The 26,644-nt window shown below is 55.9% G+C and carries 26 protein-coding genes; 6 read left to right on the top strand and 20 right to left on the bottom strand.

Annotation, left to right across the window (positions count from 1 at the left end):
• Nucleotides 1-16 precede the first annotated feature (16 nt).
• The 11 genes from hisJ to pdxB form a co-directional block, all read right to left on the bottom strand.
• Nucleotides 17-799 carry a histidine ABC transporter substrate-binding protein HisJ gene (hisJ, locus tag KAJ71_RS02445; protein WP_248944232.1) on the bottom strand — a complete coding sequence of 261 codons (783 nt, stop codon included), beginning with the start codon at nucleotides 797-799 and terminating at the stop codon, nucleotides 17-19.
• 297 nt (nucleotides 800-1,096) lie between these two features.
• Nucleotides 1,097-1,669, bottom strand: coding sequence for a UbiX family flavin prenyltransferase (locus KAJ71_RS02440; protein ID WP_024530661.1), 573 nt, complete (start codon nucleotides 1,667-1,669; stop codon nucleotides 1,097-1,099).
• Between the two features lie 147 nt (nucleotides 1,670-1,816).
• Nucleotides 1,817-3,334 (bottom strand): amidophosphoribosyltransferase, encoded by a 1,518-nt coding sequence (gene purF / locus KAJ71_RS02435; RefSeq protein WP_248944231.1) that lies wholly within the window; start codon nucleotides 3,332-3,334, stop codon nucleotides 1,817-1,819.
• Between the two features lie 21 nt (nucleotides 3,335-3,355).
• Nucleotides 3,356-3,856, bottom strand: coding sequence for a colicin V production protein (gene cvpA, locus KAJ71_RS02430; RefSeq protein ID WP_025120694.1), 501 nt, complete (start codon nucleotides 3,854-3,856; stop codon nucleotides 3,356-3,358).
• A gap of 581 nt (nucleotides 3,857-4,437) precedes the next feature.
• Nucleotides 4,438-5,169 (bottom strand): cell division protein DedD, encoded by a 732-nt coding sequence (gene dedD / locus KAJ71_RS02425; RefSeq protein ID WP_248944230.1) that lies wholly within the window; start codon nucleotides 5,167-5,169, stop codon nucleotides 4,438-4,440.
• Nucleotides 5,170-6,435, bottom strand: a complete 1,266-nt coding sequence (gene folC / locus KAJ71_RS02420; RefSeq protein ID WP_248944229.1) for a bifunctional tetrahydrofolate synthase/dihydrofolate synthase — start codon at nucleotides 6,433-6,435, stop codon at nucleotides 5,170-5,172.
• A gap of 155 nt (nucleotides 6,436-6,590) precedes the next feature.
• Nucleotides 6,591-7,499, bottom strand: coding sequence for an acetyl-CoA carboxylase, carboxyltransferase subunit beta (gene accD / locus KAJ71_RS02415; protein ID WP_248944228.1), 909 nt, complete (start codon nucleotides 7,497-7,499; stop codon nucleotides 6,591-6,593).
• Between the two features lie 232 nt (nucleotides 7,500-7,731).
• On the bottom strand, nucleotides 7,732-8,394 hold the full coding sequence (locus KAJ71_RS02410; protein ID WP_248944227.1) for a DedA family protein: 663 nt from the start codon (nucleotides 8,392-8,394) through the stop codon (nucleotides 7,732-7,734).
• 80 nt (nucleotides 8,395-8,474) lie between these two features.
• Nucleotides 8,475-9,296, bottom strand: a complete 822-nt coding sequence (gene truA / locus KAJ71_RS02405) for a tRNA pseudouridine(38-40) synthase TruA (RefSeq protein WP_021178578.1) — start codon at nucleotides 9,294-9,296, stop codon at nucleotides 8,475-8,477.
• Entirely contained in the window at nucleotides 9,296-10,306 is a 1,011-nt protein-coding gene (locus tag KAJ71_RS02400; RefSeq protein ID WP_248944226.1) for an aspartate-semialdehyde dehydrogenase, read from the bottom strand. Before KAJ71_RS02400 ends, truA begins: the two co-directional genes overlap by 1 nt.
• 95 nt (nucleotides 10,307-10,401) lie before the next feature.
• Nucleotides 10,402-11,523 carry a 4-phosphoerythronate dehydrogenase PdxB gene (pdxB, locus tag KAJ71_RS02395; protein ID WP_248944225.1) on the bottom strand — a complete coding sequence of 374 codons (1,122 nt, stop codon included), beginning with the start codon at nucleotides 11,521-11,523 and terminating at the stop codon, nucleotides 10,402-10,404.
• A 209-nt stretch (nucleotides 11,524-11,732) separates the two neighbouring features.
• Here pdxB and ecpA point away from each other — a divergent pair, with 209 nt between their 5' ends.
• Nucleotides 11,733-12,320 (top strand): common pilus major fimbrillin subunit EcpA, encoded by a 588-nt coding sequence (ecpA, locus tag KAJ71_RS02390; protein ID WP_248944224.1) that lies wholly within the window; start codon nucleotides 11,733-11,735, stop codon nucleotides 12,318-12,320.
• Between the two features lie 13 nt (nucleotides 12,321-12,333).
• On the opposite strand, the gene KAJ71_RS02385 is transcribed toward ecpA, so the two are convergent.
• Nucleotides 12,334-13,107 (bottom strand): AraC family transcriptional regulator, encoded by a 774-nt coding sequence (locus tag KAJ71_RS02385; protein ID WP_248944223.1) that lies wholly within the window; start codon nucleotides 13,105-13,107, stop codon nucleotides 12,334-12,336.
• Between the two features lie 108 nt (nucleotides 13,108-13,215).
• Here KAJ71_RS02385 and KAJ71_RS02380 point away from each other — a divergent pair, with 108 nt between their 5' ends.
• Nucleotides 13,216-14,109, top strand: a complete 894-nt coding sequence (locus tag KAJ71_RS02380) for a DMT family transporter (protein WP_248944222.1) — start codon at nucleotides 13,216-13,218, stop codon at nucleotides 14,107-14,109.
• A gap of 31 nt (nucleotides 14,110-14,140) precedes the next feature.
• Here the strand turns inward: KAJ71_RS02380 and KAJ71_RS02375 are convergent, their stop codons facing one another.
• Both KAJ71_RS02375 and tctD read right to left on the bottom strand, forming a co-directional pair.
• Complete coding sequence (locus tag KAJ71_RS02375) at nucleotides 14,141-15,553, bottom strand: sensor histidine kinase (RefSeq protein ID WP_248944221.1); 1,413 nt, start codon at nucleotides 15,551-15,553, stop codon at nucleotides 14,141-14,143.
• The gene (tctD, locus tag KAJ71_RS02370) at nucleotides 15,540-16,214 is read right to left on the bottom strand and encodes a transcriptional regulator TctD (RefSeq protein ID WP_248944220.1); all 675 of its coding nucleotides are present in this window, start codon (nucleotides 16,212-16,214) and stop codon (nucleotides 15,540-15,542) included. The genes KAJ71_RS02375 and tctD overlap by 14 nt, the downstream gene beginning before the upstream one ends.
• Before the next feature lie 123 nt (nucleotides 16,215-16,337).
• Here tctD and KAJ71_RS02365 point away from each other — a divergent pair, with 123 nt between their 5' ends.
• The 3 genes from KAJ71_RS02365 to KAJ71_RS02355 are packed head-to-tail and all read left to right on the top strand — an operon-like array spanning nucleotide 16,338 to nucleotide 19,296.
• On the top strand, nucleotides 16,338-17,318 hold the full coding sequence (locus KAJ71_RS02365) for a Bug family tripartite tricarboxylate transporter substrate binding protein (protein WP_248944219.1): 981 nt from the start codon (nucleotides 16,338-16,340) through the stop codon (nucleotides 17,316-17,318).
• A gap of 14 nt (nucleotides 17,319-17,332) precedes the next feature.
• Nucleotides 17,333-17,764 (top strand): tripartite tricarboxylate transporter TctB family protein, encoded by a 432-nt coding sequence (locus KAJ71_RS02360; protein WP_248944218.1) that lies wholly within the window; start codon nucleotides 17,333-17,335, stop codon nucleotides 17,762-17,764.
• An 11-nt stretch (nucleotides 17,765-17,775) separates the two neighbouring features.
• On the top strand, nucleotides 17,776-19,296 hold the full coding sequence (locus KAJ71_RS02355) for a tripartite tricarboxylate transporter permease (protein ID WP_248944217.1): 1,521 nt from the start codon (nucleotides 17,776-17,778) through the stop codon (nucleotides 19,294-19,296).
• Nucleotides 19,297-19,411: 115 nt separating this feature from the next.
• Here the strand turns inward: KAJ71_RS02355 and KAJ71_RS02350 are convergent, their stop codons facing one another.
• The 3 genes from KAJ71_RS02350 to KAJ71_RS02340 form a co-directional block, all read right to left on the bottom strand.
• Nucleotides 19,412-19,621 carry a hypothetical protein gene (locus tag KAJ71_RS02350; RefSeq protein ID WP_248944216.1) on the bottom strand — a complete coding sequence of 70 codons (210 nt, stop codon included), beginning with the start codon at nucleotides 19,619-19,621 and terminating at the stop codon, nucleotides 19,412-19,414.
• 208 nt (nucleotides 19,622-19,829) lie between these two features.
• Entirely contained in the window at nucleotides 19,830-20,459 is a 630-nt protein-coding gene (locus tag KAJ71_RS02345; RefSeq protein ID WP_248944215.1) for a CatB-related O-acetyltransferase, read from the bottom strand.
• A gap of 311 nt (nucleotides 20,460-20,770) precedes the next feature.
• Nucleotides 20,771-21,757: a DMT family transporter gene (locus KAJ71_RS02340; protein ID WP_248944214.1), complete on the bottom strand. Its 987-nt coding sequence runs from the start codon at nucleotides 21,755-21,757 to the stop codon at nucleotides 20,771-20,773.
• 168 nt (nucleotides 21,758-21,925) lie between these two features.
• Between KAJ71_RS02340 and pdxR the strand changes: the two genes are divergently transcribed.
• Nucleotides 21,926-23,380 (top strand): MocR-like pyridoxine biosynthesis transcription factor PdxR, encoded by a 1,455-nt coding sequence (gene pdxR / locus KAJ71_RS02335; RefSeq protein ID WP_248944213.1) that lies wholly within the window; start codon nucleotides 21,926-21,928, stop codon nucleotides 23,378-23,380.
• On the opposite strand, the gene KAJ71_RS02330 is transcribed toward pdxR, so the two are convergent.
• The 3 genes from KAJ71_RS02330 to KAJ71_RS02320 are packed head-to-tail and all read right to left on the bottom strand — an operon-like array spanning nucleotide 23,377 to nucleotide 26,619.
• Complete coding sequence (locus KAJ71_RS02330) at nucleotides 23,377-23,877, bottom strand: protein disulfide oxidoreductase (RefSeq protein WP_248944212.1); 501 nt, start codon at nucleotides 23,875-23,877, stop codon at nucleotides 23,377-23,379. The genes pdxR and KAJ71_RS02330 overlap by 4 nt on opposite strands.
• Entirely contained in the window at nucleotides 23,870-24,586 is a 717-nt protein-coding gene (locus tag KAJ71_RS02325) for a DsbA family protein (protein ID WP_248944211.1), read from the bottom strand. Before KAJ71_RS02325 ends, KAJ71_RS02330 begins: the two co-directional genes overlap by 8 nt.
• The gene (locus KAJ71_RS02320; protein WP_248944210.1) at nucleotides 24,586-26,619 is read right to left on the bottom strand and encodes a protein-disulfide reductase DsbD family protein; all 2,034 of its coding nucleotides are present in this window, start codon (nucleotides 26,617-26,619) and stop codon (nucleotides 24,586-24,588) included. The genes KAJ71_RS02325 and KAJ71_RS02320 overlap by 1 nt, the downstream gene beginning before the upstream one ends.
• Nucleotides 26,620-26,644: the final 25 nt, after the last annotated feature.

Below are 26,644 nucleotides of genomic sequence, written 5' to 3'. Positions count from 1 at the left end.
GTGTACCCGACAGGAATTAGCCGCCGTAAACGTCAAAGTCGAAGTATTTTTTCGCGAACTTATCGTAGGTGCCGTCTTTACGCATTTCGGCAAAGGCTTTGTCCAGCGCCGCTTTCAGCTCGGTTTCATCCTTGCGCAGGCCCATACCGGTGCCGACACCAAAGAATTTATCGTCCTTCACCGACTCACCGGCAAACGCGTACTCTTTGCCTGGAGGCTGTTTCAGGAACCCTTCGCTCGCAGCGACTTCATCTTGAAACGCTGCGTCAATACGCCCGGAAGCCAGATCGGCATACACCAGATCCTGATTCTGGTAAGGCACCACGGTCACACCTTTTGGCTGCCAATTGGCATTAGCAAAGGCTTCCTGGGTGGTACCCTGCAATACGCCGATGCTTTTGCCCTTCAGCGCATCGACGGTTGGCAGGATCTTGGAGCCTTTTGGTGCGATCAGGCGTGAGTTGGCCGCAAACAGCTTGTCGGTAAAGGCTATTTCCTGCTGACGTTTTTCGGTAATGGACAGAGAAGAGATGATAGCGTCGATTTTCTTCGCTTTCAGGGAGGGGATCAGCGCGTCAAAATCGCTTTCCACAAAGGTACATTGGGTATTTATGCGTTTGCACAGTTCGGTGGCCAGATCGATATCGAAGCCAACCAGTTGACCCTGCGCATTTTTCGACTCAAACGGCGCATAGGTGGGGTCGGTACCGATTTTCAGCGTGGAAGGTAATGCGGCGAATGCACTGCTAACCGCGCTCAAAGCCAAAACTAAAGGGAGAACTTTAACAAGCTTTTTCATAATTACCCTCAAATGGATATTTTTGCCGATGCCACTACGGGCATTACTTTCATCACACACAGGATTTGCAGTAATCATGCCACTTTGTCATTAGCGAGCGCGGGGAACGGCCACGCTCTGTTCAAACCTCTTCCCAGAGACAATGAACGACAAAATGAACGGCAAACTCGGGCTTCGCCACGGAAAACCAGCAAGATACTGAAACAGAGTGCATGGGGAAGCAGGATCATTATGATGCATCAATCGCACTAAATCAGTGCGATGTTGCACAAATGTATAAATTTGAGGGTGAATTAGTTAATTAACGCCTTGCCAACGCGTGAAGAGATCTTGCGGCAGTTCGATGTCAAACTGGTCGATAACCCGATTAACGGTCTGATCGATAATATCATCAACGGTTTGCGGACGATGGTAGAAGGCCGGTACCGGCGGCATAATCACCGCCCCCATCTCCGCTGCCTGGGTCATCAGCCGCAGATGGCCCAGATGCAACGGCGTTTCACGCACGCAGAGCACCAGTGGCCGGCGCTCTTTGAGCACCACATCAGCAGCGCGAGTCAGCAGTCCATCGCTGTAACTGTTGACGATGCCAGATAACGTTTTGATTGAGCATGGCAAAATCACCATCCCCATGGTTTTGAACGATCCGGAGGAAATACTGGCGGCAATATCACGCGCATCGTGCACCACATCGGCCAAGGCCTGCACGTCACGCAGGCTCAGAGAGGTTTCCAACGCCAGCGTCTGGCGTGCCGCGTTGCTCATTACCAAGTGGGTTTCCACCTCTTCTACACCACGCAGCACCTGCAATAAGCGCACGCCGTAGATAGCGCCACTGGCGCCGGAAATACCGATAATGAGTCTTTTCATCAAGCTGGCCTTTGTCGGGAAATATGCCGTAAGGATAGCCGAAGAGGGACTGGTTTGGCAGCAACCTTCGTAGATTCAAGGTGGGAATAAGACAATGCACCGTAACCAACGCTACGGTGCACCGTTTTGGTGAGCTACGCGGGCGCGTTAGCCCTCGTTATGCATTTCCAGATTTTCTGCTTCCGTCTGGCCGCGCAACGCTTTGGCATCGTCATTACGCAGCGTTTCCAGATATTCCAGATAGCTCTGGTCAACGTCTTTGGTCACGTAGATGCCGTTAAACACCGAGCATTCAAACTGGGTGATGTCCGGGTTCTCTTCGCGTACTGCGGCGATCAGGTCGTCCAGATCCTGGAAAATCAGGCCATCGGCACCAATAATCTGGCGGATTTCGTCCACTTCACGCCCATGGGCAATCAGCTCCGTCGCGCTCGGCATATCGATACCGTACACGTTAGGGAAGCGGATCTCCGGGGCGGCAGAAGCCAGATAAACCCGTTTGGCCCCGGCGTCACGCGCCATCTCTACGATCTGCTCTGAAGTGGTACCGCGGACGATGGAGTCATCAACCAGCAGCACATTCTTATCGCGGAATTCGGCACGATTGGCGTTCAGTTTGCGGCGTACCGACTTACGACGAGCCTGTTGGCCTGGCATGATGAAGGTGCGGCCAACATAGCGATTCTTGACGAAGCCCTGGCGATACGGCTTATCCAGAATACGGGCAATCTCCAGCGCGATATCGCAAGAGGTTTCCGGGATCGGGATCACCACGTCGATATCCAGATCTTCCCATTCGCGCGCAATCTTCTCACCCAATTTCTGCCCCATACGCACGCGGGCGCTGTAGACGGAGATCTTGTCCATAAAGGAGTCAGGACGGGCAAAATAGACATACTCGAACAGGCAAGGATTGGTTTTTGGGTTCTCCGCGCACTGGCGAGTGAACAACTGACCTTTTTCGGTGATATACACCGCTTCGCCCGGCGCCACATCGCGCAGGAAGTCGAAGCCCAAGGTATCCAATGCCACGCTCTCAGAGGCCACCATGTACTCACAGCGGCCATCTTCCAGCTCACGTTTGCCGATCACCAGCGGGCGAATACCATTAGGATCGCGGAACGCCACCAGACCGTGGCCGATAATCATGGCCACGCAGGCGTAAGCGCCTCGCAACTGTTGATGCATCGCGGCAACGGCGGTAAAAATGTTGTCGGACTCCAGTGGATAATGCGGGAAACGGTCTAGCTCGGTAGCCAGCACGTTCAGCAGGATCTCGGAATCGGAAGTAGTGTTGACATGACGGCGGCCACGCTCAAACAGCTGTTGGCGCAGTTCGTGGGCGTTGGTCAGGTTGCCGTTGTGTGCCAGCGTAATGCCGAACGGCGAGTTGACATAGAAAGGTTGAGCTTCTGAAGCGCTGGAGCTGCCAGCCGTTGGGTAACGCACATGGCCGATGCCCATGTTGCCCTGCAGGCGCAGCATATGGCGGGCTTCAAATACATCTTTCACCAGACCATTTGCCTTGCGCAGGCGGAACCCATTATGGGCATCAATAGTGACGATGCCAGCGGCATCCTGTCCACGATGCTGGAGCACCATCAATGCATCATAAATCGACTGGTTTACCGGCATAAAACCGGCGATACCGACAATACCGCACATGTTGTCTTTTCCTCTAAGCCGCTACCGCCCCGGTAATTGGGTTGGTAAGAAACTCGACGTGCTTTGCAGATAGTCAAAGAACCATCTGATGATGTAACTGAACTGGGGGACCAACTGTGACTGTTTCCAGTCCGCACTTTGCGACAGGCTGGTAAAGGTATCCAGGAAGAACAGTATCGCTGCCACGATCAACACGCCGCGCAGTGCGCCGAAACACACGCCCAGCACCCGATCGGTACCCGATAATCCGGTTTTCTCTACCAGTGACCCAATCACATAGTTAACGATAGCGCCTACAATCAGCGTTGCGATAAACAAAATGGCAATCGCAATGCCGTTACGTACCAGCTCATCTTCAAAACGGGTGAAGTAGGCTGCAAGGTATGGGTAGAAATGGCTGGCGACAAAGAACGCACATCCCCATGTCACAAGTGACAATGCTTCGCGAACAAAACCTCGGATCAGGCTCACCAGAGCCGAAAATCCAATCAACGCTATAATGACGTAATCAATCCAGACCATGAACTATTCCAATGATGAATCGCCCCTGCATCCAATCGCGGCGAATTCTAACAGAAAAAGAAAACGTTTGCGTAGCGGATTTCCCACCACGTAACAAATAAAAAAACGGCGATGTTACCCTATGGATTTCAAGCTGCGGCTAGGCGACAAGCTATCTCATCCTCAGGAGCTTACGTTTAGTAAGTGACTGGGGTGAGATAGCGCAGCTAACAACGCTGCAGCTTGAAAGATGACGGGTATTAAAATTGCTAATCGCCGCGCCTACTTAGGTCATCAGGCCTGTGAAAGGCACATTTTTAGTGGTGATTTGGCAATCCTCCTCCTGAGCACTGTGGCCCCTCACCCTAACCCTCTCCCACAGGGAGAGTGGATCGTCCGAGTCGCTGTGAGCTGCTGTGACACTACTCCAGTTCCCTCTTGATATTTTACAAGGGTATAGGAAAAACTACTGGCTTATACCCTATGGATTTCGAGTTGTAGCTAGGCGCCCAGCTATCTCATCCCCAGGAGCTTACTTTAGTAAGTGACTGGGGTGAGATAGTGCAGGTAACAACGCTGCAGCTTGAAAGACGACGGGTATATCAACGCGCGCTATACGCCTTCACCTGCCCGCTTAACCCACTGATCCCATTCAGCTCCGCCAGCGAAGCCTGTAGCTTCTGCTTCGAGGCATCCGGGCCAACGTAGATGCGGGTGATTTCACCCTGCACCGGCGTGGATGGCACGGTATAAGCCCGGTGCCCAGACAGGCGCAGCGAAGCGACGATCTCATTAACCTTGGCAGCATTCTTCAACGCCCCCAACTGCACCACATAAGCCTGGCCAACCGGTGCCTTTTCTTCAACCGCAGGTTTGGTTTCAGGCTTCGGCTCTGGTTTCACTTCCGGCTTTGGCTCTACCTTTGGCGGTGGTGGCACCGGCTTAGGTTTCACTTCCACCGGTTTAGGTTCCACAGGCTTAGGTTTAGTTGGCTGAACCGGTTTGGTTTCGATGGGTGGCGGAACAACAACCGCAGGCTGCTGCCGCGGTTGAGTGGTTTGATTAACCGTCTGTTGAGCGGAAGCCTCGGCGGCGGCCTGCTGCTGTTCAACCAATGCGCCAGCCCCTTCAGGCGGCACTGAGGGTAGCGCCTGATTGGCCGGTGGGATCACGTCGATTTCATGAGCATCCCCCGGTTTTGGCACCAACGGGATCGCCGCAAACTCATCCTCATAATGCTTCTTTTTACCGTCAAGCAGCCCCGGCAGGACAATCACCCCCAGGGCAACCAAAATCACGGTTCCAACCAGTCGATTCTGAAATTTACTTGCCACTCACACTCCCCGCCTCTCGTCTAACGCCGCCATCACGTGGGCAACAGTGTGGAAAGACCCACAGACGATCACAATATCCTGAATATCCGCGTCCTGCATAGCCTGACGCCAGGCAGTTTCGACATCGGCAAACGTGCGTGGTTCCGTTAAATGTTCTGCCAGCAGCTCAGCGCTGGCCCCGCGTGGGCCTTCCAGCGGTGCACAATACCACTCGTCCACCTGTTTATTCAGGCAGGCCAGCGTACCGGCAATGTCTTTGTCCGACAGCATTCCCACCACCGCGCGAACCACACCGCCATTGCGGGAGAGTTTCGCCAACCGCCCAGCCAGATAGGCCGCAGCATGAGGGTTGTGGGCAACGTCCAGGATCAGCTGCGGGTTCTGCTGCACGGTCTGAAAACGCCCTGGTAAAGCGGCCTGCTGTAGACCGGCAAAAATCGCCTTCTCGTCAATTTCCAGCGCCGAATAGTGCAGCGCAGCCAATGCCGTCGCCGCATTCGCCAAAGGGACGTTAGGCATAGGGAGATCGGTCAGGCGTGTGCCGCCCCCTTCCCATTGCCAGCGTTCGCCCTGTTCACTGAACGACCAGGCTTCATCACGGCGATACAACTGAGCGTTGAGATCTTCCGCTACCTGCCGAATGCTGTTTGGCATATCCGGTTCACCAACTACCGCGGGCTTGCCGCCACGGAAAATACCCGCTTTCTCGCGGCCAATACTTTCACGATCGTGGCCTAGCCAATCGGTGTGATCCAACGCAATGCTGGTCACCACGGCGACGCTTGGCTCGACGATATTGGTCGCGTCTAGACGCCCACCCAGGCCCACTTCCAGGATCACTACGTCGAGCCTGGCCTGTTTAAACAGCTGTAACGCCGAAAGGGTGCCAAATTCGAAATAGGTCAGCGAGGTTTCCCCGCGGCCAGCTTCAATCGCGGCAAAGGAGCGGCTGTGTTCAGTCTCACTCAGCTCTTCACCCTGTATGCGCACCCGTTCGGTGTAACGCACCAGATGCGGTGAACTGTAAACCCCGACCCGCAGCCCGGCAGCCAGCAGAATGGCCTCTAACGTGCGGCAGGTGGTGCCTTTGCCGTTAGTACCGGCAACGGTAAATACCGTAGGAGCAGGAGTGAGAAGGTCGAGGTGCGCCGCAACATGTTGCACACGCTCCAGGCCGAGTTCGATCGCCTGGCTATGCAGACGTTCCAGATAGTAAAGCCACGAGCTCAATGGCGACGTGGCTTGGGGAATTTGGTGGTTTTGCATGAGTCCCATCACTGACTTTGGGTTCATAAATCCGTAAGACGCACCACCCTGACGACGTCAAAAGCGATGCTCTTCGTTTCCCGCCGCAACTTAGCCACAAAATGGCAGCGAAACCCGGCACGGGCTTGCACCTATGCCGGGTATTTGTCTGATCCTCAGGCGTCGGCCTGATTTTCCTGAGTGATAACCGGCGCACGCTCATCCAACTGCGGCTGCGGCTGGTTGGTCAACTTGGAAAGAATGCTGGCCAAGGTCTGACGCATCACCGGACGGCGCACGATCATGTCGATAGCGCCCTTTTCAATCAGGAACTCGCTGCGCTGGAAGCCCGGCGGCAGTTTTTCACGTACGGTTTGTTCGATAACCCGTGGCCCGGCAAAGCCGATCAGCGCTTTTGGCTCGGCAATGTTGATATCGCCCAGCATCGCCAGGCTGGCGGACACGCCACCCATGGTCGGATCGGTCAGTACCGAAATATACGGCAGGCCACGCTCTTGCAGCTTGGCCAACGCGGCGCTGGTTTTCGCCATTTGCATCAGCGACATCAGCGCTTCCTGCATACGCGCACCGCCACTGGCAGAGAAACACACCAGCGGGCAGTTATCTTCCAACGCCTGCTCAACCGCACGGACAAAGCGCGCGCCAACGACGGAGGACATTGAACCACCGATAAAGGCGAATTCGAAGGAGGCCGCGACGATCGGCATACCATACAGCGTGCCCTTCATCACCACCAGCGCGTCTTTCTCGCCGGTCGCTTTCTGTGCGGCAACCAGACGATCTTTGTACTTTTTGGAATCCTTGAACTTCAGAACGTCTTTCGGCTCCAGCTCGCTGCCCAGCTCCACTTCACTGCCTTCATCCAGCAAGGTATGCAGACGCATACGGGCTGACATGCGCATGTGGTGGTCGCACTTAGGGCACACCTCAAGGTTACGCTCCAGTTCGGCACGGTAAAGAACCTGACCACAGCTATCGCATTTGGTCCAGACCCCTTCAGGAATGCTCACCTTGCGGGTTTGCGTAACATTGCTTTTGTTGAGAATTCGTTCAATCCAGCTCATCGATGACCTTTCTGTTTGAACCTGGCAGACAACTGTCCGCTGTTCATGCTTTAACAATCCCCCCGAAAACAGACCCAATGCAAAAATGCCGAGCCAAGCGCAGCGGGTGCGCTATCAGGGCATTGGCCTCAGTGTCGTTCACAGGAACAGACCATAAATGTCGCTCATTAAACCATATCGGCCCGATTGTGTGGACAAAAAACTGGTCGAACCGACGGGTTAAGCGGTGTTTTTACTGTTTTTGTTGGCGGGCAACCGCGCGTTTATGGCGCCAGATTTCAATAATGCCCGGCAGAATTGAAACCAGGATGATGCCAACAATCAACAACTTCAAGTTTTCCTGCACGATCGGCAAGTCGCCAAACAGGTAGCCAGCATAAGTGAACAGCAGCACCCAAAGTAGCGCACCAATCACGTTATAGGCAGCAAAGTGGCGATAGGACATATGCCCCATACCGGCCACGAACGGCGCAAAGGTGCGCACGATCGGCACAAATCGCGCCAGAATAATGGTTTTTCCGCCGTGTTTCTCGTAGAACTGGTGGGTTTTATCCAGATAGCTACGCCGGAAAATTTTCGAGTTCGGGTTGCTGAACAGCTTTTCGCCGAACAGCCGACCAATAGTGTAGTTGACAGCATCGCCAATCACCGCCGCAATCACCATCAACGCTACCATGGTATGCACGTTGAGATCGTTGGAAGGTAATGCGGCCAGCGCACCGGCGACAAACAGCAGAGAATCCCCCGGCAGGAACGGCGTAACCACCAGCCCGGTTTCACAAAACAGGATCAGGAACAGAATACCGTAAACCCACATACCGTATTGCGCGACCAGTTCTGCCAGGTGCACATCAATATGCAAAATAAAATCAATCAAAAACTTGATGATGTCCATAAACACTCTCAATTGACCAGGTGTCTCTCTCACCCGGCGTTGGCACCCATAAATAACGTATTAATCTGCCAGCCTGCCAGTTAATCGTCGGCTAAGAACAGCGGCCCCATCGGCGGCCGGGGTAAGGCAAACGACTCTGGATAATCAACCGCGACCAGATACAGGCCTTCGGCACGGGCGGTTGCTGCCGCCAGGCTGCGATCCTTGAGCGCCAACAACTCGCCCATCCAGTTCTCATCCTGATTGCCACAGCCAATCTCCATCAAGCTGCCAACGATGTTGCGCACCATATGATGGACAAAGGCGTTGGCCTTTATATCTACCACGATATATTCGCCATAGCGCGAAACCTTAACGTGTTTTACGTTTCGCCACGGCGTACGTGACTGGCATTGCACCGCCCGGAATGAGGTAAAGTCGTTTTCCCCCAGCAAGGCCTGCGCGGCACGATGCATACGATCGGCGTCCAGCGGATGATAAAAGTGCGTCACCCCCTGCTGCAATACCGCCGGGCGATAGCGATGATTATAAATAATGTAGCGATAACGCCGCGCGGTGGCGCTGAAGCGAGCATGAAAATCGCTGCTGACCTCTTTGACCCAGCGTACCGCGATATCCGGCGGCAAATGACTATTCACCCCCATCGTCCAGGCAGCGTCTTTGCGCTGGGCAGCGGTTTCGAAATGCACCACTTGCCCGGTAGCGTGCACCCCGGCATCAGTTCGCCCGGCGCAGAATACGCCAATCGGCGCATCCGCCACCTTGCTTAGCGCTTTTTCCAGGCAGGCCTGGACGCTGGTGACCTCTTGCTGACGTTGCCAGCCGTAATAACGGCTGCCGTCATACTCAATCCCCAGCGCAATTTTCAGCATTGGCTGGGTTGGCAACTCCACCTCGGACATCAGTACATCTGCTCCTGCAACAGCCGTTCAGCGGTTTCGATCGCCATCAACGCGCCGCCAAAGCGCACGTTATCGGCCACCGACCAGAACTGCAGCATCTCAGGGATACCGTAATCATTGCGCAGACAGCCAATGCTCAGCATATCGCTGCCGGAAGCTTCGGTAACCTGAGTCGGGTAATCGTCTTCTTCGCTCAGTTGGATGTCTTCAGCCTGCTCCAGCTCGTGCCGAGCTTCTTCTGCGGCGATTGGGCGCAGCGCTTCCAGATGCACCACTTGCGCGTGGCCGTAGAACACCGGCGACTGAACGCAGCTTACCGAAATCGGCAGCCCTTCGTCCTGTAGCACCTTACGCACCTGATCGACAATCAGACGCTCTTCACGCACGCTACCCTGCTCATCGGTCATCAATGGCAACAGGTTAAACGCCAACTGCTTGGCAAACACGCCCGGCTCCGCAGGTATACCGTTCAGCAAACGCGCGCTCTGGCCAGCCAGATCGTCCACGGCGACCTTACCACGTGCCGATACCGACATCATTGTGGTGACGTGCAAGCGGGAAAGCCCGGCCTGTTCGGTCAGCGGCTTAATCGCCGTCAACAACTGGCTCACCATGCTGTCGGCCACCGCCACAATATTGCGGTTGCGGTAATCTGCCAGCACCTGTGGGTTAACGCCTGGCACCACCAACGGCACGTCCGGCTCCAGTGCAAAATGGCCGCTGGTGTCGATTACCAGGCAGCCCATGTTGCCCGCATCATCGGCGTAACGGGCCGCAGCTTCGCTGCCGGCAACAAAGAACGCCAGTTGCGCCTGCGACCAGTCGAATTCTTCTACGTTTTCCACCAGCAGGGATTTGCCGTTGAAACGCACCGTCGCACCAGCACTGCGCTCGCTGGCTAAGGGAAAGAGCTCACCCACCGGGAACTGGCGTTCCTGTAGCAATTCCAGCAACGCTTCACCTACTGCGCCAGTGGCACCGAGCACAGCGATATTCCAGCCGTCAGACATTGGGTTTCTCCAGAGTATTTGATTCAAATGCAATCGGGCGATGCAGTCACCGCCCGATAAACTTTACTGCTTAAGGCAACCTTACGCGTTGTCCTTTACAGAACGCCGAAGCCCAGTTTGAACAGCAGCTCCGCACTGGCGCTGTCATCGCACTGCACCCGCAGTGAAGACCATTCCCGGCGTTCCTGATAATGCTTGCGCAAGCGATCAAACTCACCCGGCAACCCGGCAACTTGCCGCAGCGGCGCATCATCGCGGCGCACATCATACACCAAGTGCATCAATCGTTTTAACTTGCCTTCATCCAGCGGCCCATTGACGCGGATTTCGCTGAACTCTGGCACCGGCAACAGAGAGGCCAGTTCGATAGCTTGCGGCTGCCCCAGATGCTGGGCAAAGGCTTCAAACACCTGCGTGGTGCCGCGCGCCTTACCTTCCAGCGTGTAACCGGCGATGTGGGCCGTACCAATATCCACCCGATCCAGCAATGGCACGCTCAGATCCGGCTCCGGCTCCCACACGTCCAGTACCGTACTCAATCGCTTACCCCGCTCCAACACGTTAAGCAATGCGGCGTTATGTACCACGGCGCCACGGCAGGCGTTGATCAAAATGCAATCGTCAGGCAAAGCATCCAGCAGATCCGCGTTGGCCAGATGCAACGATTTATACGGGCCAGTCTTGTTCAACGGGGTATGGAACGTCAGCACGTCGGCCTCTGCCACCAGCTTTTCCAACGGCCAGAATTCGCCGCTGTCCCCACGATCGGCTCGCGGTGGATCGCACAACAGAGTACGCACGCCCATGGCTTTCAGGCGAGCATCCAGCCGGGAGCCAACATTGCCGACACCCACTATCCCAACGGTTTTATCACGCAAAGAGAAGCCATCGCGCTCCGCCAACAGCATTAATGACGAAAGCACATACTCCACCACCGCAATGGCATTACAACCAGGCGCGGCCGAGAAACCAATCCCCGCCTGCTGCAACCACGCCTCGTCCACATGGTCAGTACCCGCCGTAGCGGTGCCCACAAAACCGATCTTGGTGCCAGCCAACAGTTCCTGATTCACTTTGGTCACCGAACGCACCATCAAGGCATCGGCTCCGGCCAGTGCATCGGTTGGGATCGGGCGACCAGGCACGGCCTGTACTTCCCCCAAGCGGCTAAATAGATCCACCGCATAGGGCATATTTTCATCAACCAGTATCTTCACGTCATTCTCCGAAAGTAGATACTCAAGCTACAAAATAGTGTGCCACCGAATGGTAGCTAAACCCAAGCTTGTTATGCCCGGTGAAATAACGATGTTTTTCTTCTAAGCTTTATTGCGTTCTTTCCGATAATTATCACGCAAGGAGGCGAACCTTCACGTTAGCGACCGGCTAACGGGCAGAAACAAATCGAAAATCAGGGGCGTTAACCATGAAAAAAGCGACACTTGTTCTGGCGATCGTTGCAACACTCACAGCCGTTGGTACCGCTCAAGCGGAAGATGCCACTGCGCAAACAGTGGCTACCTGGTCTGCAACGGCGGTGAAAGATACCACCAGCAAATTGACGGTTACGCCAGCGGGCAACTTGTATTTCCAATATGCGGCAGGCAATAAGGGCTTTAGCAGTCAGCAAGGCCAGTTTGACGTGACTGTTGAAGGTGGAGAAACCGCAACCGATTTTAAACTGACGTCCACACTGGTCAGCAACACCCTGACTCAGGTTGGCACCTCGGGTTCTACCCTGCAGGTGGGAGTTAACTACCACGGTGCTCCGGTATCCAAATCCGCTGAAACCGTCATGATTGATACCTCCTCCCATAAGTTGGGCTACGGCCTGAAATCATTAGCCAACGCTGGCAAACAGCCTGGCCGCACCAGTGCGCAAGACCAGTTCGATTTCAGCATCATCAGCGCGACGGCTGATGGCACTAAAGCAGTAACCGACTACAGCACCCTGCCAGAAGGTACCTGGACGGGTGATGTGAACGTTCGGTTCGATGTAGTCTGGACCAGTTGACGCAAGAGACCGGTCATGCCCGGCGGAAACGTTCTGGCGTGGTGCCTGCGATCTGCTGGAACATCACAATAAACGCGGAAGCCGAGCTGTAGCCCACATCTAAAGCCACATCCTGCACGGTTTTCCCCTGCTCCAGCAGGGAGAGCGCATGTAAAAAACGCAGGCGTTGCCGCCACTCGCTAAACGACATGCCCAATTCCTGCTGGCAGCGGCGCGAAAGCGTGCGTTCGGTGGTATATACCCTACTGGCCCACACCGCCAATGAGGTATTGTCAGCAGGGCAACGTTCCAACGCCTGTAACACTGGCCCCAAAAACTTGTCTTGCGAGGTCGGCAGATAGGTCTGTTGAACCGGGGAAATCCGCAGTTGATCTATCAGCACCCGGCACAGGCGCAGATCCTCTTCGCTAGCGGGTTCCAGCATTTTGCGCACCAGACAATCTTCAACAATAGCGCTGAACACCGGCGATACGTTGATCAAACAGGCCTCTTCTGGCAACCCGGCGCACAAGGATTTGGCGATATTGATGGTGCGGAACAGCACCGGTTTGCGGTTATGGCTGGAATGCTCCATCCCCGGCGGCAGCCAGACGGCAAACTCCGGTGGGGCCAAAAAGCGCTGCCCGGCAATATTCAGCGCGATCACCCCGGTTTTGACGCAGATCAGCTGCCCCCAGTCGTGGCTGTGCGGCAGATATTCGGTATCCGCATTGGTTTCTTCGCAGCGGAAAAACAGCGTGCGCGGTGCCGCGACGTCTGCGGTGGGATAATTACGGGTTTCGGCCATGGTGAAGTTGTCTTGATTTCGCGAAATGCTGTCTGATTTTGACTATATATAATAAACCGGACACAGGTAGACTAGCCAGCATGTTATTCGTTGTTGAGAATTATTATCATGAACGTGCTCTTTCCCCTGCTGGCAGTGCTGATCTGGTCGATTAACGCCGTAGTCAGTAAAGTATCGGCAACCGCCATCGATCCGGCGGCCATCTCCTTCTATCGCTGGGCATTGGCGCTGATCGTGCTCACTCCTTTCGCACTGCCGGGAGCGATCCGCAATTGGCCTGCCATCCGCGCCAACTGGTGGAAACTGATGATCCTCGGTCTGCTGGGGATGGTGTTGTATCAAAGCCTGGCCTATTACGCCGCGCACAGCGTCAGCGCGCTGTTTATGGGCATTCTCAATTCCCTGATCCCACTGTTAACGGTGTTAATCGGCATCTTTGTCCTGCGTGTCGCCCCCACCGTGGGTATCGCGCTGGGCAGTATCCTGTCGCTGGGTGGGTTGGTGTGGCTGGTTAGCGCGGGGCAACCGGGGCTGCTGCTGCAACACGGCATCGGCAAAGGTGAACTGATGATGTTCGCCGCTTCGGCCTCCTACGCCCTGTACGGCGTGTTGACCAAACGTTGGGCGATCCCATTACCCAACTGGCAGTCGCTGTATGTGCAGATTGTGTTTGGCGTGGTGCTGCTGTTGCCGAACTTCCTGATGGCACAAGACGTGCAGCTTACCAGCCAGAACATCCCACTGGTGCTGTTTGCCGGTATCCCTGCGTCGATTGCTGCGCCGTTCCTGTGGATCCAGGGGGTGATGCGCCTGGGCGCCAACAAGGCGTCGATCTTTATGAACCTGGCTCCGGTGTTCACCGCGATAATTGCGGTCCTGTTCCTGCATGAACAGTTGCATAGCTACCATCTGATTGGCGGCGGTGTCGCCCTGCTGGGGGTGATTTTGTCACAGCGCCTGCGCACGCCGTTAGGGCGTAGAAAAAGCACCGTAACACCATAAGACTGAGGGTGAGGGGGAGATACGTCCCCTTTCACCCCAACAGCTTAAAGCGTATCCGTACCAACAGACCGCCTAGCGCGTCAGAACTCAGCAGTTCCGGGCGGGTGCCGTGATAAGCGGTAATATCTTTAACCAATGCCAGTCCCAACCCAGCCCCAGGCTGATCGCCAACGTTATCCAACCGACGAAACGGTTGCAGCGCAGCGACCGTCTGATCCTGTGCAATGCCTGGGCCGCTGTCTTCTATCTCTAACAGCCCCTGCCCATCCACCATCAATAAACGGGCGGTCACGATCCCCTTAATTGGCGTGTATTTCAGCGCATTATCCAACAGGTTGGCGCAAAGCTCCGCCAGCAGCAACGCCTCACCGGCCACCCAACAAATTTCCACACCTTCGTAGCCAAGATCGATCCGCTTACTGCGGGCCTGCGGCAGGCGCGAAAAACAGGCGTCGCGTAACACCTGGGCCAGATTAACCGGCTGCAACTTACGCTCGACCTGATGCTCGTGCGCCTTCAGCCGCGACAGGTACAGCAGGCGGTCGGTCAACGCAACGGTACTGTCCAGGGTGGCGCTCATCCCTTCCAGGCTCTCACGCCACTGATCGGGCCGTTCGCTGGCCAATGCCACACCAACCTGGGTTTTCAAAACCGTGAGCGGCGTACGTAGCTGATGGGAGGCATCGGCACTAAAACGTTCCTGACGCGCCACCATCAACCGCAGCCGTTCAATATAGCGGTTGAATGCCAGTAGCAGCGGTTGCATTTCCGACCAGGGCAACACCATCGGCAAAGGCGTCAGTTCCCCCGGATCGCGCCGCAGCATCATGCTGGACAGCTTGCGCAGCGGTTGCAGCAGCTTTTTCAGCAGGATGTAAGCCAGAATGAGCGTCAATACCACCACTGTCCCCTGGCTGAGCAGCGCCGCCAGCAGCATCTGCCGCGCCAGATAGCGCCGCGACGCTAACGTCTCCGCCACCAGAATGGTCGCCATCCCCATCACTCCGCCCTCATTCACCGGCTGGAACAGCGCCGCCACGCGGATTGGCTGCCCCCGATAGTGCGCATCGTAAAAATGCACCAGGGCCGGATAGAGGTTGGAGCGGGGAATATAAGGTGGCATCTTGGGCAAATCGTTATAGCCCGAAATATTCTGTCCCCCGGGGGAAATCACTTGATAGTACAGCCGGTCGTTCATATTGCGCTCGAAGCTGTCCAGCACCACATAAGGCACATCCACCTCCAGGCGCTGATTACGTACCACCAGCCGCTCCGCCACCGTGCGGGCCGACGCCAATAAGGTGCGATCGTAGGCCATCGTCGCCGCACTCATCGCGCTGAAATAGTGGGTGTAGATTGAGATCCCACCCAATATCAGCAGCGGTAAACCAAAGAACAGCAGCAACTGATAGAACAACGAACGCGGTGCTTTAAACCACCTCATCGCACAGCTCCAGGCTGTAGCCCAGACCCCGCAACGTCACGATCGCCACGTTGCTCCCCTGGAGTTTCTTACGCACGCGATGGACGTAAAGTTCGATGCTTTCGGGGTTAGCCTCGTCAGAAAGCGTAAACACCTGCTCAAACAATTGCTGCTTGGCGACCGGGCGGCCACGGCGATGCATCAAAGTGGTCAACACCGCCAGCTCACGGGGAGTTAACGACAGAGGTTTTTCTGCCAACAAGAAGTAGCCCTCATCGTGATAGGTCAATAAACCGTATTGCAATGCCTGTTGCGTCACGCCAATGCTGCGGCGCAGCAACGCCCGGATGCGTGCCTCCAGTTCATCCAGTTCAAAGGGCTTGGTGAGGTAATCGTCAGCCCCAAGATTCAACCCTTTAACCCGATCGGCCACCTCGGTACGAGCCGTCAAAAGCAACACTGGCAGAGCCTGCCCACGCTTACGCAGCCGTGCCAACAGCTCCAGCCCGTTGAGCCGGGGCAGTGCGACATCCAACACCACCAGCGCATATTTTTCGTGCAATAACAGATGGTCTGCCGCCACGCCGTCTATCGCCACATCCACCGCAAACCCAAGGCCGGTAAGGGCTTTCTGCAACCAATGAGCCAGCTCGGGGTGATCTTCCACTAACAAGAGACGCATATCACATCCTGTAAACTTTCCCGGTCGCTGAAAGGTAAATGAAAGGTTTATGTTTTAACAATTTGGCAACCCCGTGTCAGCGGGGATTCTCACAAACTGAAACAAAACCGATGGGGAAACGTCATGAAAACAATAATTACCCGTACGCTTACCGCCACTGTTCTGATGTTCGCCGCCAACCAGGCGTTCGCCGTGGAGGCGCCAAAACGCACCGAATGTATCGCTCCGGCCAAACCCGGCGGAGGCTTCGATCTCACCTGCAAACTTATTCAGGTCTCCTTGCAAGAAACCAAGGCTATTGATAAGCCGATGCGCGTCACCTATATGCCCGGCGGCGTGGGAGCCGTTGCCTATAACGCCATCGTTGCTCAGCGGCCAGCCGAATTTGGCACCGTGGTGGCGTTCTCTGGCGGTTCCCTGCTGAACCTGTCGCAAGGCAAGTTTGGCCGCTACAACGTGGATGATGTGAAATGGCTGGCGGCAGTGGGTACCGATTACGGCATGATCGCCGTACGCGCCGATTCGCCTTACAAGACGCTGAAAGACCTGATGACAGCCTTCCAAAAAGACCCAAACAGCGTGGTGTTTGGTGCCGGAGCCTCCATTGGCAGCCAGGACTGGATGAAAACCGCCCTGCTGGCCCGTGAAGTTGGCGTTGATCCCCACAAGATGCGCTATGTGGCGTTTGAAGGGGGCGGCGAACCGGTGACCGCGCTGTTGGGTAATCACATTCAGGCGGTATCCGGCGATCTGAGCGAGATGGTGCCTTACCTGAAGGGAGATAAGCTGCGTGTGCTGGCAGTGTATGCCGAAGAGCGCCTGCCAGGCGAGCTGGCAAACGTCCCTACCGCCAAAGAGCAAGGATTCAATCTGGTGTGGCCGATCATCCGTGGTTTCTACCTTGGCCCAAAGGTCAGCGAAGCCGAGTATCAGTGGTGGATCGACACCTTCAAAACCATGATGGCAACCGAGGAGTTCAAGCAACAGCGCGATCTGCGCGGCCTGTTTGAATTCAACCTGACCGGCAAGGAGTTGGATGCCTATGTGAAAAACCAGGTAACCCAGTATCGTGAACAGGCCAAAGCGTTCGGGCTGGCCAAATAACCGGGGGAATTGGCATGAGCGATCGTATTTTTGCGGCTCTGTGGTTGCTACTGTGCGGCGGCGGCCTGTTTCTCGGTTGGGGCATCCAGAGCGAATACAGCTACGAACCTTTGGGGCCACGCCCCTTCCCTTTGACCATCCTGAGCCTGATGGCCCTGTGTGCCGCATTGCTGCTGTTGCGTCGGCCACAGTTCGTCGAGTGGCCGCATAGCAAAGTGCTGCAACGTCTGCTGGCACTGGTGGTCACGCTGGTGCTGTACGCCTGGGGATTCGAGTGGCTCGGCTTCCCGCTGGCCACGGCCCTGCTGACGTTCAGCATCGGTCTGTTGTTCCAGGCCAGCATCAAGGCCGCATTGATTTCTGGCACCGTGATGGGCGTTGTGCTGTTTTACGCCTTTGATTATTTACTGGATGTCACACTGCCACTCGGCGTTTGGCTGAGCTAACGGGAGCGATAATGGAAACCTGGATGTATTTATCACAAGGGTTCGAAGTGGCGCTGCTGCCCCAGAACCTGATGATTGCCCTGATCGGCTGCTTTGTGGGCACCATCGTCGGGCTGCTGCCGGGCCTTGGCCCGATCAACGGCGTGGCGATCCTCTTACCGCTGGCTTTCGCCTTGAAGCTACCCGCCGAGTCGGCCCTGATCCTGCTGGCTACGGTGTATATCGGCTGTGAATACGGCGGGCGGATCTCGTCGATCCTGCTCAACGTCCCAGGGGATGCCGCCGCAATCATGACCGCGCTGGATGGCTACCCTATGGCCCAGCAGGGCCGCGCAGGGGTTGCCCTGTCGATCTCCGCGGTCAGCTCTTTCACCGGCTCGCTGGTCGCCATTATCGGCATTATTCTGTTCGCCCCAATGCTGGCCCGCTGGTCACTGGCGTTTGGCCCGGCAGAATACTTTGCCCTGATGGTCTTTGCCATTGCCTGCCTTGGCAGCATGATGAGCCAGAACCCGTTGAAATCCCTGCTGGCGGCCCTGATCGGTCTGGGGCTGGCCACGGTAGGGGTGGACGCCAATACCGGCGTGTATCGCTTCACCTTCGACAGCGTACACCTCTCCGACGGCATTCAGTTTATTGTAGTGGTGATCGGGCTGTTCTCGGTCAGCGAGATCTTGCTGATGCTGGAAAGCACCAGCACGGGCCAGAAGCTGATCCGCAAAACCGGCCGTATGCTGTTTAACCGTAAAGAGGCTGCCGAGTGCGTTGGCCCTACCCTGCGCTCCTCCTTTGTCGGTTTCTTCGTCGGTATTCTGCCCGGTGCCGGGGCGACCATTGCCAGTGCGCTCACCTATATGACGGAAAAGCGCATCAGCGGCAACAGCGAGTCGTTTGGTAAAGGGGATATTCGTGGCGTCGCCGCGCCGGAGGCCGCCAATAACGCTTCCGCCTGCGGCTCATTTATTCCGATGCTGACTCTGGGTGTTCCGGGTTCAGGCACTACGGCGGTGATGATGGGCGCATTGACGCTATATAACATCACCCCTGGCCCGGCAATGTTCACCGAACAGCCGGATATCGTTTGGGGACTGATCGCCGCGCTGCTGATCGCCAACGTAATGCTGTTGATCATGAACATCCCCTTGATTGGCCTGTTCACCCGTATGCTGACCGTGCCGCTATGGTTCCTGGTACCGGCGATCGCTACCGTATCCGCCGTTGGGGTCTATGCGGTGCACAGCACCACCTTCGATTTACTGTTAATGGTGGGGTTAGGGGTGTTTGGCTATATCCTGCGCAAAATGCACTTCCCGATGTCGCCGCTGATCCTGGGGTTTGTACTGGGGGAAATGCTGGAGCAGAACCTGCGCCGGGCATTGTCTATCAGCAATGGGAACTTTGGCATTCTGTGGAGCAGCGCCATTGCCCAATGCCTGCTGGTGCTGGCCGTCGTGGTGTTGGTGTTACCCCCGCTGCTGCGCAAATTCCGCAAACACCGCCGTATCACCGGGGAAGCGGCGGAAGTCGAGTAATGGGAAGCCCTCTGAAAGGAGGGCTTGAGACTGCTGACAAAACCGTTCTGTAGGGGCGTTGCATGCAGCGCCCGTTGTTCGTTACCCTATTTAAAAACATAGGGTAACGAACATATTAAGCAACAGAGGATACATCCTTATCCAGGCCAGCAGCTGCCTTGCGAATTCTGTCTTTGGCGATTGCGATGCTCTGTTGTTCAATGAAAGCTAATGTATTTTCGCGGTCATAAGGCATGTGAATATTAAAATGCGTATCGTCCCGACAATCATCATCATCGCTATTATGCACTGTCACGCCGACATAAAGCATACGTTTATCTTCCATATCATATATGCTTAAACTACTTAACCTATACTCCATTATATTCCTCTCCTTTCTGTCGCGACCAACACCCTACTCTGGTGTTGATATGATTTCGTTTAGCCCAATACCTGGTGGCGGCAATTTTTGCCATCTTGAGCCTCGGTCTGGTATTTATATCACACGTCAGCCTCATCAGGAAAAAGCGGGCGGGGTTAACCCGCCCGGCTTATTATTGACGCATTCCCTTAAGCGCCTGCTCCAAGGCCGTTATATCATCGCTGGCCAACAAGGGCTGGATGCTGGCGAACGCCTCGGCGGGCAAATCGTAAATCTGCAACGCGAGTAAACGCGCGATTGTCTCTGGGGAGAACCGCTGTTTAATCATCCGGGCCGGATTACCGCCAACGATAGCGTAGGGCTCTACATCCGCAGTCACCACGCTACCGGCGGCCACTATCGCCCCTTCGCCAATCGTCACGCCAGGCATCAGCATGGCCCGCATCCCGATCCAGCAGCCGTCGCCAAGGCGGGTATCCCCTTTAGGCAAATAAGACGCCTGGATGGTTTCCATAAAGGGATACAGGCTCAGCCAATCAATACGATGGGTATGATTCCCGCCCATCAGGATCACCGCTTCGGCACCAATACAGACATAATCGCCAATGTGCAACCTGTCTAGCTGCCCCAGGGGCTCCCACTGTTGGCTGACCGCATCGCCATGCAAATAGCGCACCACGGAACGTTCAAAGCTGTCATCCCAGCAATGGCTGTAATAACTGTGGGTTCCCTTGATCAGGATATTGGGGTTGGTTACCGTCTGGTGGAGTAATTCTACTTGTGACCAGTGTTTATCAGACATGGCGTCTCCTTCTTATACCCTATGGATTTCAAGTTGTAGCGAGGCGACAAGCTTACTCATCCCCAGGAGCTTACTTTTTCGTAAGTGACTGGGGTGTGTAAGTGCAGGTAACAACGCTACAGCTTGAAAGACGACGGGTATATCAATTGCAAGAGCCACGGAACGTATTGTCAGTGGCAGTGTCTTTCGTTCATAAAACACTGCCCAATCAAGCGATAAGCGCTCGTTTTAACCTTGGATTAATCATCATTTGCTGTGTGCACCCTGTTGTTTCGCGGCCAATGGTAACAAACTGGCGCAGAAAACCAAGCCTACTTGGCTTTTCTCAGCATCAACACCCCGCCCATTACCAATGCGCTACCCAGCAACTGCAACTGATTCATGTTTTCCCCTAGCAGGAAATAGGCAATGATTGCGGTAAACACCAACTCCAGCGACAAGATCAGGTTAGCTACCGCCAGCGGCAGGGTTTTCAAGCTGATATTGTACAGGCCAAAGCCCAGCAGCGTTGGCCCGGCGGCCAGCGAGAGCAGCAACAACCAACCGCTCCACTGAATGCCTTGGACTCCCTGGGACAGAAACCACAGGTCGCCCGCCATACCGTGAAATGCCGCCAAAGGAAAAAACGTCAGCAATGTGTTGAACAACCACTGGTACACGGCGGAAAAGCCAAACACGTACAGGATGGTATTCCACACCGGGTAGCGCCGCTCACTGGCGATACGCCCTCCGAGGGTATACAAGGTATAACCAATGCCGGACAGCATGCCGACCATCAGCCCCAACAGATCAAAACGGCTGTTGCCCATGCTATCGCCGTTGCTGACCAGAAAGCAGCCGCCCAGGCTGACCACGATCACCAGCAATTCGCGCAGGCTGAGGCGTTCGTTGTACATCATCCAGCCCAGGAACACGGTAAAACCGACCGAGCAGTAGGTCAGAATAGTGGCCACCGAAGCGCCATTGAGCGCCACTGACAACGTCCACAAGCTGTTAAACAGCGCTAATAGCAAACCGTAGCCAGCGTAAAATGGCACCTGTTCAAGGCGAAGATGCGCCCATTGCGGTTTGAACAGCAGCAATAACGGTAACAACACCAGGGCCACCAAGGCCGCGCGCCAGAAAGCCAGCACCAACGTCGGTAGATGGTAATACTCGGTCAACGCGCGGATGATGATGGCGGTGAAGGCCAGCAGCATGGCGCTGATAATGGCGATCACATAACCCTGGTTGGCTCCCCGCAGGAACCCACCACTGACCACACCCGGTTCTGCTACAACACCCGACGGTAACGACATAACACCCTCAAAATTCTACCACTTAATCATCTGGCGAAGATTTTAACGCGGCAAGATTTTGCCACCATAGCCACTTTGCTAAGATGTTATGCAGGCCACTTTTGTCGGTGCCAAGCCTTGTTACTCTAGGATATAGTGAAAATAGACTTTTGTGACCGAGCCAATTTCATGCATATTCCACTGGATCGTCAGCAGGACATTCCACTGTATCTACAGATCGAAGAAGCGCTGCGTCGCGCCATTCTTGGCGGCACCTTTGCCGATGGCGATAAATTGCCGTCAACGCGCAGCCTGGCCACCGAGCTTTCGGTCAGCCGCCTGACGGTGGAAAGTGCCTATGCCGAACTGACGGCCAAAGGATTGTTACAACAGCGGCGTGGCAGCGGTGCCTATGTCCGCCACCTGCAGGCGGCCCCGATGCAGCAGCGGCCAGCATCCAGCGAGCTATTCCCTGCGGATCGCTTCACCACCACGACGTCGCGGCTGGACGGTTATCCGGATATTCCTTTGCCGGAGCACGTCATCAACTTTGCCGCTGGCGTCGGCAGCCCCAAGGTGTTTCCAATGGAGGCGTTCCGCAAGATCCTGCTGTCGATCCTCAGCCGTCATGCGGAAGAAGCCTTCAGCTATGGCGATTATTGCGGTTACTACCCGCTGCGCGACACGCTGGGCCGGATCCTGACCGCGCAAGGTATCCCCACCCGGGCCGAACAGGTGCTGATCACCAACGGATCGCAACATGCCATCAGCCTGATTTTCCAGACGCTATTACGCCCAGGGGATACGGTTATTGTCGAAGAACCCACCTATGCCGAAGCTCTGGGGTTGCTGCGCCTACACCAGATCAATATTGTTCCCGTGCCCAGCGATCGTCACGGTATGTGCGTTGAGCAACTGCCGGAGCTGATCGCCCGGCATCAGCCCAAAATGATCTACACCATCCCCAATTTCAATAACCCCACCGGGCGCTGTATGAGCGAAGCCCGCCGCAGCCGCTTGCTGGCATTGGCACACCAGGCAGGGATAGTGATCCTGGAGGACGATTTTGTCGGCGATCTGCGTTACAACGGTAAAAGCCTGCCGTCACTGCGCGCCATGGCTCCCGCTGGCACGGTGATCTATGTCAGTACCTTCTCCAAAATGCTGCTACCCAGTATGCGCATTGGTTATCTGGTGGCGGACAGCGAACAATATCTGCAATTCTCACGGCTCAAGCACGTTGATAGCTTTACCAGCTCTAACCTGATCCAGCGCGCACTGGACGCCTTTGTCACCGTTGGCAGCTATGACAAACAGCTACGCCGGGCGGGAAGGATGTACCGCCAGCACCGTGATGCGATGGCGGCAGCATTAAGCGAGCGCCTGCCACCGGGCTGTCGGTTTGAAATCCCTGCGGGAGGGCTGTTTATCTGGCTGGAATTGCCACCTGCCGTGAGCACCACAACGTTGATGCCAAAAGCCTGGCAACAGGGTGTCACCTTTGCCCGTGGCGAATGCTTTTATGTTGAGGAACAGCACGGCGCACACGGCTTGCGATTGAACTTTGCCGCCAATACGCCGGAGCTGATTACCGAAGGGATCGCCCGGCTTTGCCGGGCGATTGTTGAGGTTATGGGGAATTAAACACTGGCCCACCAGAGCCGCAGTTTCATGCCCCAATAGCTGGTCCAGCCGGTGGTGCTCTGCACCACCTTGCCCTGAGAGATCACCACGATGGTCGGCGTCACGCCAATCTGCCACTGCGCCGATAGCTTGCCCTGCTCATCGTTAACCACTGGCAATTGCAGCTTCTTGGCCGCCAACCACTGCTCAACCTGCTGATCATTGCCCGAACGCAGCGCCACGGTCATCACGTTACCGCCGTTTGCCACCAGCTTGGCCACGTAAGGCGTGGTAAAGCGGCAAACCCCGCACCAACTGGCCCAGAAATAGACCAACAAAGGTTTATCCTGGCTGAGCTGCGCCAACGACACCGGCTCTCCGTCCAGGGTCTCCAGCATCTGTTGGTCAAAGGTCAGGGGAGCCTGCGGCGCTCGCCACCAGTCCATGGCGAACGTCACGCCCAGCACGAGCAACAGCAGGATCAGTAGTTCGCGCGTCCAGCGCCGCAACCTAGCCATTCTTTACCTTCGCCAATTGCTGCTTCACTAGCGCTTCCAGATCTTCATAAGACACCGCGCCCGGCAGCATCTGATCGCCAATCAGGGTGGCTGGTGTACCCTGTACGCCAAACTGTTCCGCTAACTGCATATTGGTGCGTAGCGTGGTCATACTCTGTTCAGTCGGTGCAACCTGCTTAACCCCTGTTTTATCTTGCGCTGCGGCGATGCTGGCGTTGTCATGAAAGCCTTTTTTCGCCATCAGGCGTTGATGCAGCGGCCAGAACTGTTCTGGATGCTGCTCCCAAGCCGTCAACGCCACCCGCGATGAAGCAATCGAGCTTTCCCCTTTGAACGGCAACAGCTTCACCACCAGCGCCACATCGGGATATTTGTTGACGATCTTCTCCAACATAGGATCAAACTGCTTACAGTACGGGCAGTTGTAATCGGTGAAGGCCACCAGCGTCAGCTTGGCATTCTTGGCCCCCAACCGTGGGCTGGCAGGATCGTCAAACAGGATTTTGCTATTTTTCTCAATCGCCTGGCCGATTTGCTGGCCGTTGGTTTGCTGCTGCCAGGCGTTAACCGCTTCCGCCAGAATATCTGGGTTAGAGACCAGCGTTTCACGGATCAGCTCTTTGATCCGCACTTCCTGCTCGGCAGTGAAAGGAGCCGCAGCCCAGACCGGGGTGACAATCAGCAGCAGTAACATCAGTAACTTGTTCATTATTGGTTTCCTTTGGCAGTAGACAGGGCTTGCAGAACGGCTTCGCGGGTGAGCAACGGTGACAACACCTCGCCGTCTGGCGAGCCGGGGCCATAGATTTGGTTAAAGGGCACGGCAACGCTGCCGCGCTGTTGCAGGAAGGTCGAGATGGTTTCCGACGGGCGGCTCCAGTCACCGCGCAGCGCCACTACATCCTCGGCGCTGAGTGCTTTTTGCACCTCGTCGCGCAGCAATACGTTGTATTTATTCGCCTTGCAGGTTACACACCAGTCGGCGGTCACGTCGACAAACACCCGTTTGTTGTCGGCCAATGCCTGCACAATCGCCTGCTCAGAAAGCGGTTGCCAGGCGATGTTGTCGTGTAATGGCTGTCGCCACTGATTGGCGGTCAACGATCCCACCAGCAATGCCAAACCACCGGCCACCAGCACGCTGGCCGCCGCGATCCCCGCAGACCGGGCACCCAACTGTCGCCAAACTGCCAGCAATAAACCGAGCAGCAAAATGGCACCGACAATCAGAGTCGGCCTCACGCCGATATGGTTGGTCATCAGGCTAAGCAGCCAGAGCGAAGACACCAGCATCAGCAGGCCCAGCGCCAACCTCATCCCGTTCATCCAGCGGCCAGGACGCGGCAAGCGTAACGCCAGCGCAGGCCAGGCGGCAATCAGCAACCAAGGCAGGCTCATGCCAATCCCCAGCGCGACAAACATGCCCCAAAGCACCGGCAACGGAGCCGCCAACGCAAAGGCTACCGCCGTTCCCAGGAAAGGTGCCGAGCAAGGCGTTGCCAGCAGCGTGGCAAACGCCCCCTGCCAGAAATGGCCGCTCAAGCCACGCCCGTTATGGGTGGCCAGTTTGGTATTTAACGAGGAAGAGAGTTGCAGGTGGAACAGGCCGAACAGATTGGCACTGAACAGCAGCGTCACCAGCACCATAAAGCCGATAAACCACGGGTTTTGGAATTGGATACCCCAGCCCAGCGCATGATTGCTCAGGCGCAACAGCGTCATCAGCAGGGCCAGCGCCATAAAGGACACCACGATCCCCAAGGAGGAGGCCAGAAATTGCCAACGCACGCTACGCCGATCGCGCTGTTCCACCTGCAAGATGGAGCCTAGCTTCATCCCCAGCACCGGCAGCACACAAGGCATCAGGTTAAGAATGAAACCACCCGCTAACGCCATTAACACCGCTTGCCACAAGGGGAAAGCCGCGGTGGAAGGTAAAGCAAGCGGCCCGCCAATGGTCAGCGTAGCCTCCTGAGCGATCCCCCCATCGCTGATGACCAGCCGCAACTGTTTACCGCGCAAATCTGGCGCGGCATCCCCCCAGCCATCACTGACGGGAACTCGCGCTTGCAAGCTCTCACCATCGCTGCTGACCGTTGGCTTGCCCAGATCGGCCCCCGCCAAGGTATCAAAGAACAGCTCAGGCTGTTGCCAACCCGCAGTACGTTGCGCGCTAATCTGCAACTCACCGTTGTGATAACCGGCACGCAGGCTGTCCACCAGCCCGCTGGCAATCGGCACCTGCCCCATCGCCTGAGCAAAGTCGTGATTGAACGTTGGGTCCGCCGGGGTGGTGAGATCCAGTTTGAACGGATAATCGGTCAAGATGCAGACATTGCTACAGGTCGATAAGGTAAGCGTTCCCGCCAGTTGCTGCGGTGCAACCCCTTTTAACACGATGGGCAGAGTTACCCGCTGGTGATAACCCTGCGTAGAGATCCCCGCCACGTCAAAGCGCTGCGGCGTTGGCCAGAACCAGGTTGCCGGTGGCGGGTTGCCCTGCCAAGTGATAGCTGGCGCAATGCCCCCTTCCCCTGGTGAGCGCCAGTAGGTTTTCCACCCTTTTTCCAGCTCAACAGCGAGCAGTACACGGGTTTCGCCCGCTTTGCTGGTGTCGGCTCGCAGCCTGACTTGCGCATGATCGTTCAGCGGGCTTTGCAGCCAGCCGCTATCCGCCGCCTGTGTCGCAGGTAGCCAAAGCAGTAACAGGCAAGCCAACGCCAGCCTGATGATATTCAACATAGTTGTTCTCCATAAATAAAGTAGT

Origin of the sequence: Serratia silvae, assembly GCF_023282985.1 — a bacterium.
In the GTDB taxonomy this organism is placed as follows: domain Bacteria; phylum Pseudomonadota; class Gammaproteobacteria; order Enterobacterales; family Enterobacteriaceae; genus Chania; species Chania silvae.
This window is presented reverse-complemented; position numbering and strand designations above follow the sequence as displayed.